Raw genomic sequence first — 11359 nt, forward strand, 5'->3', positions numbered from 1 at the left:
TCGCGGCAGGACCTGGTCGAAGTCGTCCCCTCGCGGCAGGACCTGGTCGGCTCCGCAGGCGCGGACGAACTCCTCGTCCTGCCGCGCGGCGTCGGCCACGACGACCAGCCCGGCCTGCTTGGCGAGCTGGACGAAGTACCCGCCCACGGTGCCGGCGGCACCGGTGACGGCGACCGTCGCGCCGGCCGGGAGCGCCAGCGTGTCGAGTGCGAGCCGGGCGGTGAGCCCGTTCATCGGGATGGTGGCGGCCTGGACGTCGGACAGCCCGGCCGGGATCTTCGCGGCCGACCGCGCCGGCACCACCACGTCCGCCCGGTAGCCGCCGTGCTCACCCGACGGCACCACGATGGCCATGACGGCGTCCCCGATGGTGAACGGGCGCTCGACCGCCGGGCCGATGCCGGTGATCACTCCGGCGACCTCCATGCCCGGCACCCGGACCACGTCCGTCCCGTCCTGCCGCGGACGTGACCGGATCATCGCGTCGGTCGGGTTCACCGTCGCGCTCGTGACCCGGATCCGGACCTGGCCGGGACCGATCGGTTCGGCCGCCAGGTCGAGCTCCCGGAGGGCATCGGGTCCGCCCGGCCGGGTCACGCCGATTGCTTGCACCATGGTCGTCTGTCACTCCTTGTTCGTCATGGCGAGGCGGGGGCCCGCAGTCCCTTGAGCAGCAGGTCGCACACCGCGTCGAGCTCGGCGCCGACGCCGGGTTCCTGCCATTCGGCGGCATGGGCGACGTGGTTGAACTTGGCGGTGGCGGTGAAGACCACGCGGGCGGTGGCCTCCTGGTCGTCGGCGTGGAAGACGCCGTCGGCGGCACCGTCGGCGATGATGGCCGCCAACTGGCCCAGAAGGTCGGCGACGTGGCCGGTGGCGACGCTGCTGTGCGCCGCCGCGAGGATTCCGTAGGCGGCGAACAGCTCCGGGTCCTGCCGGATCTTGGCCTGCTTCATGGCCAGGACGGCGTGCAGCCAGGCACGCAGTCGCTGCGCGGGCGGGACGGCCCGGTCGGCCGCGATGACGGCGAGGGCGTCCCGGTTGGCGTCCAGCCAGCGCCGGGTCACGGCTTCGCGGAGCGCCTGCTTGGACGCGAAGTGCTTGTAGACGGCGGCGTGACTGACGCCCAGGGCGCGGGCGACGTCGACGACGGTCGCCTTCGCCGGCCCGTGGCGGCGCAGGATCTCCTCGGTGGCCGCCAGGATGGTGTTCGCGTCCAGCGGGGTCCGGGGCGGCATCAGCGCCCGCTTCCTGTCCGCTCGCCGTCCAGGGGCGCGAGTACGTCACCGCCGAGGGTTCTCTGCTCCATGCGGGAGAGGCTAGGCCGCCTGGTAACAGATGTCAAAACTTGTAACCTGCAACCGGACCAGCGGGACGTCCCACTCGCCCTGGAAAGCTCCCCCGCGCTAGTAGCCCGGGAAGCGTTTCATGAAATACTCTTCGTCAAAGAGGTTGAAGGCCGATCCCGGCGGCGCTGGAACGCGGTCGGTCCAGGGAGGGATCGTGGGGCACAACGGCAGCACGTCCGGGCGCGCCACCGAGCGCAGGCCCTGGACGTTCCTGACCAACCACGCCCGCGTCCTGGTCCAGATCGCCCGGCGTCCGCACTCGCGGGTCCGGGACATCGCCGCGGCGATCGGCATCACCGAACGCTCCACCCAGGCCATCGTCAGCGACCTGGAAGCGGCCGGCTACATCACCCGCACCCGCGTCGGACGCCGTACCCACTACGACGTCGACCCCGAGCACCCCTTCCGGCACCCCGCCGAGGCCGACCACCTCGTCCGGGATCTGCTCGCCGTGTTCACCGACCACGACCACCCCGCCCCCGCCGGCGGCCGCCCCGCCGCGGAGTCCGGCGACCCCGCACAGTCGACCAACCATGAGCAGGTGACACAGTGAGCAGCGCCGCATGGCTCCGAACCGTCCTGGTCGTCGAAGACGACCCGGGTGACCAGATGCTGATCGAGGAGGCCTTCGCCGGCCTCGCCGCCGTCCCCGCCCACCCCACGCTGCACGTGGTCCAGGACGGCGAACAGGCCCTGGAGTTCCTCCACCGCCGCGGCGACCACGCCGAGGCCGCGCGCCCGGACCTGGTCCTGCTCGACCTGAACCTGCCCAAACGCGACGGCCGGGCGGTGCTGGAAGAGATCAAGACCGACCCGGACCTGGGCTCGATCCCGGTGGTCATCTTCACCACCTCGTCCAATCCCGACGACGTCACCGCCACCTACCGGCGGCACGCCAACGCGTACGTCACCAAGCCGACCGACCTGGACGACTTCACCACCGCCGTCCAGAACATCAACGGCTTCTTCACCCGCACCGCCCGCCACCCCCACCCGCCCCAGGCCGCCTGACCAGGCGGGCCGAGACAGGCAGCGACGGCAGCCGGGAGCCGGCCCTCGTCCGGCTCCCGGCTGCCGGCGACATCTCCTCGGCCCGGCCGACACCAGTCACGGGCCTCACGTCGTCGCCGCCGAGCTCGTGATTTCGAGCACGACTAGGGCTGGTTGAGGCAGAAGTTCTGGGAGTTGGTGGTGATGTCGCGCACGCAGGCGGAGGCCGAGCCGGGACTGTAGATCTGGTCGCTGTAGTTCGGGACGCCGGCGCCGGAGAACTTGTAGGTGACGTACATGCCGTACCCGGCCCACGCCCCGTCGCTCCGCCGGGTCACCCAGATCTCGTAGACATCGCCATTACCCGGCGTGAAGCGCGCCCAGTTGGTGGAGCAGGTGGGCCCCCACCTCAGTTCGAGGTGACCGCCGAGGCCGTTGCCCTGCAGCGGGGCGGTGCTGTTGTTACTGCATCCGGTGCTGACCGGATCGGTGCCATTGCAGCCGTTCCCGGAGCAGGTGGCGGCCTGCGCTGAGGGCGTGACCGCCAGCATGCCGGACGCGGCGGTGGCGACGGCCGCCAAGCCGAGACCGACCCGCCTCATGTTGATCACCATGGGAAACGTCTCCCGTCTTCCCGACGAACGACCCCCGGCTGGGAGTCCTGGGAGCTTTGTAGACGCCGAATTGTCCAGCGGCCAGGGATCTGGACAATCGACCGGGCGCTGATTGTCCAGGTCCGCGCGCTGGACATCGCGGGGTCAGAGGTTCTCGGGCCAATGCCGACGGGACCCGGCCGCTCAGCATCGCCGGACCCGCGCTCGGACGCGCGAACACCGCCACGTCGCATGCCGCTCAGATCCGGCGGTGACGGTCGTTCAGGTCGGCGGCGTGCGAGGCATGATCGTTTGTGTCCGGGTTCTCGGATCCGGGCCGGGCGCGATCCGGGCGTGCGCCTGTGCGTCCCGGATCGTGCTCACATCAACGCTTCAGCGAGGAGGACGGCATGACCGGCGCAGTGACCCCGTTCCGTATCGACGTCCCGGAGTCGGCGCTGGCCGACCTGCGCGAACGCCTCAGGCGGACCCGCTGGCCGGAGGAGGCGACGGTCGACGACTGGTCGCAGGGCGTCCCGCTGGGCTACCTGCGCGAGCTGTGCCGGTACTGGGCCGAGGAGTACGACTGGCGGGCCACCGAGCGGCGTCTCAACGCCCTGCCGCAGTTCCGGACGACGATCGACGGCCTGGGGATCCACTTCCTCCATGTCCGGTCGCCGCACGAGGACGCCCTGCCGCTCGTCCTCACGCACGGCTGGCCGGGCTCGGTCGTGGAGTTCCTCAAGGTCATCGGGCCGCTCACCGACCCGGCGGCCCACGGCGGCGACGCCCGCGACGCGTTCCACGTCGTGTGCCCGTCCCTGCCCGGCTACGGGTTCAGCGACAAGCCGGCCGGCCCCGGCTGGGGCGTGGAGCGGATCGCCGGGGCATGGGTCGAGCTGATGACCCGCCTCGGCTACGGACGGTTCGGCGCGCAGGGCTCCGACTGGGGCACCACCGTCACCACGCTGATCGGCCGGAGCGCCCCGGACCGTGTGGCCGGCATCCACCTCGTCCCTCCGCTCGCCGCACCGGACCCGGAGACGTTCGACGACCTCACCGACCCGGAACGCGATGCGCTGACCGCGCTCGAACGGGCCCAGGAGTGGGAGGACGGATACTCCCTGGAGCAGTCCACCAGGCCGCAGACCATCGGTTACGGGCTCGTCGACTCCCCCTCGCTGCTGTGCGCCTGGATCATCGAGAAGTTCCGCGCCTGGACCGACTGCGACGGCCATCCGGAGAACGTGCTCTCCCGCGACGAACTCCTGGACAACCTCATGTTCTACTGGCTGCCGGGCACCGGCGCGTCCGCCGCCCGGCTCTACTGGGAGAGCTTCAAGGCCGTCCAGCGGATCTTCACCGCCGAGACGACGGACCAGGTGACCGTACCGGCCGGATGCTCGGTCTTTCCCAAGGAGAACCCGCGCCCCTCCCGACGCTGGGCCGAGAAGCGCTTCACCGACATCCGCCACTGGAACGAGCCGGAGAAGGGCGGGCACTTCGCCGCGTTCGAGCAGCCCGACCTGTTCGTGAAGGAGCTCCGCGCGTTCTTCCACCTCGTCCGCTGACAGGGCACCGCTGGTCACTGACGGCCAACCGACTATCCATGACTGGAAGCGCAAAGTAGGCTATTCACAGCCGCGGGGAGTAGAGGTAGCGGCTACCCGGTCCGCCCGGACGCGACCGCCTGTGGATATGCAGGAGGATGATGGCACGCGACGCCGAATTCTGCGCCCCCGTCGAAACGGTCAACTTTCATCTATGGCAGCCCTGCAACATGCGGTGCGGGTTCTGTTTCGCCACTTTCCTCGACGTCCGGCGATCAGTGCTTCCAGCAGGGCACCTACCGCGCCCTGACGCGGAGCGTGTGGTGACCCTCCTCGCTCGCAGCGGATTCCGCAAGATCACCTTCGCCGGCGGGGAGCCGCTCCTGTGCCCCTGGCTCACCGATCTGGTGCGGCTGGCCAAGAGGCATGGCGTGACCACCGCGATCGTCACCAACGGCAGCCTGCTGGACGGCCGGACGCTGCAGCGGTTGTGCCCTGACCTGGACTGGATGACCATCAGCATCGACAGCCTGGAACCGGAGACGCTGACCGCCACCGGCCGCCTGACCAGGGGCCGCGCCGCCGACGCCGCGCACTACCGGGAGCTGTGCGAGAGCGTGAGCGCGGCCGGGGTCCGCCTGAAGATCAATACCGTGGTCAGCTCGGTGAACTGGACCGAGGACCTCACCGGTTTCGTCACCGCCGTCCGGCCGGAGCGGTGGAAGATCTTTCAGGTGCTGCCGGTGCAGGGCCAGAACACCGGCTCGGTAGAAGGGCTTCAGGTCAGCCCGGAGCAGTTCGAGCGCTTCGTGGCGCGCAGTACCGCCGTCGAGCGGCATGGGGTCCATGTGGTGACAGAGGACAATCAGGCGATGGTCGGCAGTTACGCCATGGTCGATCCGGCGGGCCGGTTCTTTGACGCCACCGGCGGCGGCTACCGGTACAGCGAGCCGATCCTGCGCGTGGGCGTGGAACGTGCGCTGGCTCAGGTTCACATCAGCAGGGACAAGTTTCTCGCTCGCGGCGGCAAGTACTGACAGCGGATCAGGTCGCGTCGGCCGGGATCAGGAAATTGCCTTTCTCGATATGGTCCATGAAATCCGAGGCGTCCTCGATCCGGCTCTTGAAGTGCTCGTTCACCACACCTCGCAGCCGGAAGAATTCGTGATCACTGTTGCGGGCCGTCGGGCCCCCGCTCGGGAGCATCTCGCCGATCCGGCGGAGCGGCAGCCCCTGCAGGGAGAGTTCGTCCATGCGATCCGCCTGTGAGGGCGCCACGCAGTACAGGATGTTCCAGTCACCGCCGCCGAAGATGAACTGCGTCAGCGGAATCCCGGTCTTCCGCGAGCACTCCACCGCGAACCGGTGGTACGGGATGCTGGGCAGATCGAGCCGGACGCCGAGCCCTCCAGCGGCGAACGTCTGCAGGACGTCCAAGATCCCATCGCTGGCGTCCATGCCGCAGTGCGCCACCTTGGCAGCGTTCACGATCCGCGCCGTCCGCCACTGCGCGGCCGGGTGGGCGAGGTATTCGATGTATTCCTGCTCGGCTCGCTCCCGCTCCGCCGGAGGGACGCGCTTGAGCAAGAAGTAGGCCCCGGTGAATCCGCCGACCTCGCCCGCGCAGTACACCAGGTCGCCTGGGCGCGCGGCGTTCCTGGGCAGGAAGCCGTCCTTGGCCACGATGCCGACGGCCGTGCCGACCACATGAGCGTCCGCGGCCTCTTTGGTGTCGCCCCCGGCGTAGACGACCCCGTTCGTGCGGCACTCCGCGGCAGCGCCGGCGATCAGTGCCCGGACGTCGCGAACCCGCGCCGTGCCGGGCACCAGGACCGCCATCATGCAGGACAGCGGACTCCCGCCCGAAGCGAGGATGTCGCTGCAGTTCGCGGTCACCGCCATCCGGCCCCACGCGCCGTGGTCGGCCCAGCCCTCCTTGAGGGCGACCGGATAGGACGCGCGGTCGATCTTCTGGATCAGATTGAACGGCGCGTCCGGCAGCTCGATCACGGAGGCGTCATGACCGAAACCGCCGACCAGCAGCGGGTCCGCGTAGAGCCGGGGCAGCAGGCCTTCCAGGAAATCCTTCTCTCCGACCGCCCGCAGATCGTCGTCGCGCTTCATGGCCGGCCCGCCTCTTCGCCCCCGCCGTCGGAGATCCCCTGGTCTATCATCCGGCTCAATTCCTCGTCATCGATCTGGTATTTCGAGCAGAGTTCGACCCCGATGCCCGCCAGGCCCTCACGGGCGTTGCCGTCCAATCTCTCGAAAAGGCATATGCAGTGCGAGACGTTGAGTCCGTACTTGCGCAGCAGTCGCACGCACCGGGAAAGGAAGCTGGCCTCCATGCACAGGTCGTCGACGAGGAACACCGTGGAGCCCGGAGCGAAGGTCCCTTCGATCGGATAGCCGAACCTCGGCGCCCGCCCCGTCCGGACCATGAGGAAGTTGACGCCGAGGATTTCCGCCGCGCCCGCGCCGACCAGCAGGTTGCCCTCGCGCGGCGAGGCGAGCGACGCTCCGCGCAGCCGGCGCTCACCGGCCACCTGCCGCACGAAGGACGCCAGCGACTCCGCCAGCACGGCGCGCTCGGCGGGCACGCAGCTGGCGCTGTGCAGGTCGAGGTAGACGCCGATGTCCTGCTTCTCGAGGTACCCGACCCCCTGCTTGGCGGACTCGATGAAGATATGGCGCACGGCGATGCCGCGGACCGCGTCCTCGGGAATCTCGTCGAGGATCTCCTCCGCTTCCCGGGGATTAAGCTGCTGCCCCGGCTGGCCGTTCTCGGAAGCGCGCTGGAGATTGTACTGACCCCATTGGACATAGAGCGTCGCGACGCCGACGAGCGCCGCCAGAACCGCCAGGGCAAAAAGAGCCAGTTCCATGGGACCACCGCCTTCTGCACCAATGAGCGCAGTTCCGGTCAGCATAGCCGGGAGGTATCCCACCGACCACCGGACCCACGAGATCCTTTTGGCCGGAATGTGCGGCGCCGCCGGCGCCCTGGAATGCGCGGCGCCGCCGGCGCCAAGGCGGGAACCCCATTAAGGCTGGCCCGAAAGTGGCGCCGACGGTTAGGATCCCGGTAAGCCCGCTTCAGAGGCACGGAGGGTCGATGCGAAAGGTCCCATCCCCGCTGGATAACGGCCCACTCGACCTAGTGATCATCGGCCATGTCGGCCTAAATTACGAATCCTCACCGGCCGGAGAGAGCCATGGCCTCGGCGGGGCGGGCTACGCCTGTGCCCGGGGCGCCGCCGGGACGGCGGCCGGCCGGGTCGGCCTGGTGTCCGTGGTGGGTGAGGACCACGACCCGGAGCCGATCAGGGCGCTCGGGGTCGACACTCGCGGAGTGTGCCGGATGGCGGGACCTTCGGCGCGCTTCCACATCACCCAGCATGCCGACGGCTCCCGGTCCTTCGCCGCCAGCCTCGGTGTCGCAGCGCATGTTCCGCTGTCGTGCTTTCCAGACGCCTACCGGTCGGCGAGCCACGTTCATGTCTGCACCGCGCCGCCCGCACAGCAGCTGCAGTGGCTTCATTACCTGCAATCGCTCCCCGGCCGCCGGACCATCTCCTGCGACGCCTTCGAGCATTACGCCCGGACCGAGCCACTGAGTTCCAGAGCCGCCCTGGCCGAGTGCGACCTGCGCTTCGCCAACGATGAGGAGCTGGAGCTTCTCGGCGGCGACACAACGGAGGCGGGGACCCCGATCGTGGTCAAGCACGGCAGTGGCGGAGCCTCCTACAGCGACGGCCACCAGACCTGGCACGCGCCCGCCCCGCCGGTGAGGGCGGTGGACACGACGCACGCCGGAGAGATCCTCGCCGGTGTGTTCCTGGCCTTGCGGTCGGCGGTCGCGCCTCCGGTCGCCTTGAGACACGCCGTCCGAGCGGCGACCAGCAAGGTCACCCAGTTCGGTGTGGACGGCGACCAGCTCCTGCGGACGCTCGCGGCCATCAGGGACGACGTCGGCCAACGCCAAGGCCACGCGGTGTAGGACGACGCCCCTGACGGTGCGGGTAAGCGCTACTGCAGTTGGTTGCGGCGGCGGGTCAGGTAGGCGGTCTCGGCGGTGTTGCCCGCGAGTTCGATGGCCCTGTCGTAAGCCGCGCGTGACTGTCGGCTCTGGCCCAGCCGGCGCAGGAGGTCGGCGCGGGTGGCGTGGTAGGCGTGGTAACCGGCCAGCTTCTCCCCGAGACGGTCGACGGCCGCCAGTGCCACCTGCGGGCCGTCGAGTTCGGCGAGCGCGATGGCGCGGTTGAGCGCGATGATCGGCGACGGGTCGAGGCGGACGAGCTGGTCGTAGAGGGCGAGGATCTGCGACCAGTCGGTGTCGCGCGCGTCGCGGGCGGAGGTGTGCACGGCGTTGATCGCGGCGAGGATCTGGTAGCGGCCCGGGGCCGTCCCGGCGGCGGCAGCGGCGAGGCGTTCGCGCACCAGCCGGTGGCCCTCGGCGATCAGTGCCGCGTCCCAGGCCCCCCGGTCCTGCTCGGCCAGGGGGACCAGTTCACCGTCGGCCGTGACCCGCGCGGCGCGGCGGGCCTCGATGAGCAGCATCAGCGCCAGCAGCCCGGCCGCCTCGCCGTCGTCCGGCAGGAGCGTGCGGATCAGGCGGGTGAGCCGGATCGCCTCGGCGGTCAGGTCGCGGCGGACGGGCTCGGTGGTCGGGCCGGTCGCCAGGTAGCCCTCGTTGAACACCAGGTACAGGACGGCGAGCACGCCGGAGACGCGGGCCGGCAGGTCCGCGGCGGACGGCACCCGGTAGGGGATCCCGGCCGCCTTGATCTTGACCTTCGCGCGGGTGATCCGCCGCTCCACGGCGGTCTCCTGCGCCAGGAAGGCGCGGGCGATCTCGGGGACGGTCAGGCCGCCGACCATGCGCAGCGTCAGCGCGGCGCGGGTCGGCATCGCCAGCGCCGGGTGGCAGCAGGTGAAGATCAGCCGGAGCCGGTCGTCCTCGATGGCGCCGACGGGCTCGGGCGGGCCGGGGTCGTGGACCATCCGGGCCTCCTTGTGCTTGGCGTCGCGCTTGTTCTCGCGCCGGATCCGGTCGATGGCCTTGCGGTTGGCGGTGGTGGTGAGCCAGGCGCCGGGGTTGGGCGGCACGCCGTCGTCCCGCCACCGCTCGACGGCGGTCGCGAACGCCTCCGCGGCCGCCTCCTCGGCGATGTCGAGGTCGCCGAAGCGCCTGGTCAGGGCGGCGACCACCCGCGCCCACTCGTCCTGGTGGGCGCGGGTGGCCGCCTGCTCGGCGTCGCTCACCGGAACGGCCGCACCTCGATCTTGCGGTCGCAGACTTTCGAGGCCTCGGCGGCGAGCTTCAGCGCCACGTCCAGGTCGGGGGCCTCCCACACCCAGACGCCGGCGAGGTACTCCTTGGACTCCACGAAGGGCCCGTCGCTGAACACCGCCTGCTCGCCCCGGTTGTCGACGACCGTGGCCGCGTCGGTGTCGGCGAGCCCGCCCGCGAAGACCCAGTGGCCCTCAGCGATCAGCCGTTCGTTGAACGCGCTGATGGCGGGCTGCCGGTCGGCGCTGCCGGGACTGTCCTTGTCGTCGATCACGGAGATCAGGTACTGCACGGGAATCCGCCTCCTGCGGTGGGAACGTCGTCCAGGATGTCAGGCCGTCGGCGCGTACTGCGGGCGTCCGGCCGGCCGGTAGACCTGGATCGTCACGCCCTTGGAGTCGACGCGCGACTCGACAAGGTCGAGCGCCAGGTCCCGGCCCGTCTCGGGGAACAGCCGCCTGCCCTGGCCGAGGACCACCGGGATGGTGATCAGGGTCATCTCGTCGATCAGGTCGTTCTCCAGGAGCCAGCGGACCAGGACGCCGCTGCCGTGCACCTGCAGCTCCCCTCCCGGCTTGGCCTTCAGGTCCCGGACGGCGGCCGCGACGTCCCCGGACAGGACGGTGGTGTCCGACCACGCCGGATCGGTGAGCGTGGTGGTCGCCACGTACTTGGGCCGAGTGTTCAACGCCTCCGTGACGCCTTCCCAGCCGGGGTTGTCCTGAGGGGTGTAGGTCCCCCACGAGGCGGCGAACACCTCGTAGGTGCGCCGTCCGAACAGGAACGCCTCGGCGCTCTGGTAGGTCTGCTTGATGAAGGCGTGGGTCTCCTCGTCGCCCTTGCCGAGGGCCCATCCGCCGCGGTGGAACCCGCTCCGGCGCTCCTCTTCGGACGCGTGGCCGTTCCCCTGCATCACTCCGTCGACGGTGATCTGGGTCATGGTGGTCAGCTTCATGATCGCGGTTCCTCTGCGTCGGCGCCGCCTCCGGTGGGCGGTCTCACCCTTGCTACGAACCTGACCGCCCCGACCCGACACCACTCCCGGATTTCTTTGAAGTTTTTTCCGCGACCGCCGGTCCCCGCAGGTCAGCGGGGTCACCGCGGTTCTGTCGGCCGCTGTCTCACGAGCCCGTCATCGAGAGGATGTCGTGGCCCGCGCGACGGGCGCGTCCCTGGGCGACGCGCATCGCGGCCCCCACTTCGAGCCGGTACACGAGTTTGGACGGCGGGGTCCGGTAGGCGAGCTCGGTGTGGGGGGCGTAGCGGACGTCAGGACCGCTCTCCAGCCATCCCGTGTGGACGCGCTGGTGCTGCCCCTGCACGTATTTGGTGAACGAGTGGCCCGTGAGGCCGGCGCGGCGGCCACCGCCGGGGAGGATTCCGGGCGGGACGTCGAGCAGTATGCCGCTCTGGTCGTCGCCGACCACGGAGGCGGGGATCACCATGGGGAATCCGTCGGCGCCGGCCCAGCCGAGCAGGGTGTCGGGCAGCTCCGTCAAGCGGCGGGACGCCTTCCGGTGGTCGATCCGCGGGGCGGTGCCGCCGCCGGGCGGCTTGTGCGGTTCCGGCGGACGGCTCGGGAGC

At 70.3% G+C, this 11359-nt stretch carries 14 protein-coding genes; 5 read left to right on the top strand and 9 right to left on the bottom strand.

Annotated features, from left to right (window positions below; all coding sequences use genetic code 11):
• Together AB0J52_RS13130 and AB0J52_RS13135 are read right to left on the bottom strand one after the other, a co-directional pair.
• A partial coding sequence (locus AB0J52_RS13130; protein ID WP_500181803.1) for a quinone oxidoreductase family protein occupies window positions 1-615 on the bottom strand: 615 nt, incomplete at its 3' end.
• Between the two features lie 23 nt (window positions 616-638).
• A complete protein-coding gene (locus AB0J52_RS13135; protein WP_500181804.1) occupies window positions 639-1238 on the bottom strand; it encodes a TetR/AcrR family transcriptional regulator in 600 nt (199 codons plus the stop codon).
• Between the two features lie 265 nt (window positions 1239-1503).
• Between AB0J52_RS13135 and AB0J52_RS13140 the strand changes: the two genes are divergently transcribed.
• Both AB0J52_RS13140 and AB0J52_RS13145 read left to right on the top strand, forming a co-directional pair.
• The gene (locus AB0J52_RS13140; RefSeq protein WP_500181805.1) at window positions 1504-1902 is read left to right on the top strand and encodes a helix-turn-helix transcriptional regulator; all 399 of its coding nucleotides are present in this window, start codon (window positions 1504-1506) and stop codon (window positions 1900-1902) included.
• On the top strand, window positions 1899-2360 hold the full coding sequence (locus AB0J52_RS13145; RefSeq protein WP_500181806.1) for a response regulator: 462 nt from the start codon (window positions 1899-1901) through the stop codon (window positions 2358-2360). The genes AB0J52_RS13140 and AB0J52_RS13145 overlap by 4 nt, the downstream gene beginning before the upstream one ends.
• Before the next feature lie 143 nt (window positions 2361-2503).
• Here the strand turns inward: AB0J52_RS13145 and AB0J52_RS13150 are convergent, their stop codons facing one another.
• Window positions 2504-2941: a DUF2690 domain-containing protein gene (locus AB0J52_RS13150; RefSeq protein WP_500181807.1), complete on the bottom strand. Its 438-nt coding sequence runs from the start codon at window positions 2939-2941 to the stop codon at window positions 2504-2506.
• A gap of 401 nt (window positions 2942-3342) precedes the next feature.
• On the opposite strand from AB0J52_RS13150, the gene AB0J52_RS13155 reads away from it, so the two are divergent.
• Both AB0J52_RS13155 and AB0J52_RS13160 read left to right on the top strand, forming a co-directional pair.
• Entirely contained in the window at window positions 3343-4503 is a 1161-nt protein-coding gene (locus tag AB0J52_RS13155; protein ID WP_500181808.1) for an epoxide hydrolase family protein, read from the top strand.
• A 140-nt stretch (window positions 4504-4643) separates the two neighbouring features.
• Window positions 4644-5519 carry a viperin family antiviral radical SAM protein gene (locus tag AB0J52_RS13160; RefSeq protein WP_500181809.1) on the top strand — a complete coding sequence of 292 codons (876 nt, stop codon included), beginning with the start codon at window positions 4644-4646 and terminating at the stop codon, window positions 5517-5519.
• Window positions 5520-5526: 7 nt separating this feature from the next.
• Here AB0J52_RS13160 and AB0J52_RS13165 read toward each other — a convergent pair whose 3' ends face one another.
• On the bottom strand, window positions 5527-6606 hold the full coding sequence (locus tag AB0J52_RS13165) for a thiamine-phosphate kinase (RefSeq protein ID WP_500181810.1): 1080 nt from the start codon (window positions 6604-6606) through the stop codon (window positions 5527-5529).
• Window positions 6603-7367, bottom strand: a complete 765-nt coding sequence (locus AB0J52_RS13170) for a hypothetical protein (protein WP_500181811.1) — start codon at window positions 7365-7367, stop codon at window positions 6603-6605. The genes AB0J52_RS13165 and AB0J52_RS13170 overlap by 4 nt, the downstream gene beginning before the upstream one ends.
• Before the next feature lie 230 nt (window positions 7368-7597).
• Between AB0J52_RS13170 and AB0J52_RS13175 the strand changes: the two genes are divergently transcribed.
• Complete coding sequence (locus AB0J52_RS13175) at window positions 7598-8482, top strand: carbohydrate kinase family protein (protein WP_500181812.1); 885 nt, start codon at window positions 7598-7600, stop codon at window positions 8480-8482.
• A gap of 29 nt (window positions 8483-8511) precedes the next feature.
• Here the strand turns inward: AB0J52_RS13175 and AB0J52_RS13180 are convergent, their stop codons facing one another.
• From AB0J52_RS13180 to AB0J52_RS13195, 4 genes are all read right to left on the bottom strand, one after another.
• Window positions 8512-9747: an RNA polymerase sigma factor gene (locus tag AB0J52_RS13180; protein WP_500181813.1), complete on the bottom strand. Its 1236-nt coding sequence runs from the start codon at window positions 9745-9747 to the stop codon at window positions 8512-8514.
• Window positions 9744-10067, bottom strand: a complete 324-nt coding sequence (locus AB0J52_RS13185) for a YciI family protein (protein ID WP_500181814.1) — start codon at window positions 10065-10067, stop codon at window positions 9744-9746. The genes AB0J52_RS13180 and AB0J52_RS13185 overlap by 4 nt, the downstream gene beginning before the upstream one ends.
• 39 nt (window positions 10068-10106) lie before the next feature.
• A complete protein-coding gene (locus AB0J52_RS13190; RefSeq protein ID WP_500181815.1) occupies window positions 10107-10730 on the bottom strand; it encodes a dihydrofolate reductase family protein in 624 nt (207 codons plus the stop codon).
• Between the two features lie 166 nt (window positions 10731-10896).
• A partial coding sequence (locus tag AB0J52_RS13195; protein WP_500181816.1) for a hypothetical protein occupies window positions 10897-11359 on the bottom strand: 463 nt, incomplete at its 5' end.

The organism is Spirillospora sp. NPDC049652, from assembly GCF_040675125.1.
GTDB lineage: Bacteria > Actinomycetota > Actinomycetes > Streptosporangiales > Streptosporangiaceae > Spirillospora.

Coding starts and splice junctions, on each gene's coding strand:
- AB0J52_RS13135 (WP_500181804.1), bottom strand. CDS start 1,238: ATGCCGCCCCGGACCCCGCTGGACGCGAACACCATCCTGGCGGCCACC.
- AB0J52_RS13150 (WP_500181807.1), bottom strand. CDS start 2,941: ATGAGGCGGGTCGGTCTCGGCTTGGCGGCCGTCGCCACCGCCGCGTCC.
- AB0J52_RS13155 (WP_500181808.1), top strand. CDS start 3,343: ATGACCGGCGCAGTGACCCCGTTCCGTATCGACGTCCCGGAGTCGGCG.
- AB0J52_RS13160 (WP_500181809.1), top strand. CDS start 4,644: ATGGCACGCGACGCCGAATTCTGCGCCCCCGTCGAAACGGTCAACTTT.
- AB0J52_RS13165 (WP_500181810.1), bottom strand. CDS start 6,606: ATGAAGCGCGACGACGATCTGCGGGCGGTCGGAGAGAAGGATTTCCTG.
- AB0J52_RS13170 (WP_500181811.1), bottom strand. CDS start 7,367: ATGGAACTGGCTCTTTTTGCCCTGGCGGTTCTGGCGGCGCTCGTCGGC.
- AB0J52_RS13175 (WP_500181812.1), top strand. CDS start 7,598: ATGCGAAAGGTCCCATCCCCGCTGGATAACGGCCCACTCGACCTAGTG.
- AB0J52_RS13190 (WP_500181815.1), bottom strand. CDS start 10,730: ATGAAGCTGACCACCATGACCCAGATCACCGTCGACGGAGTGATGCAG.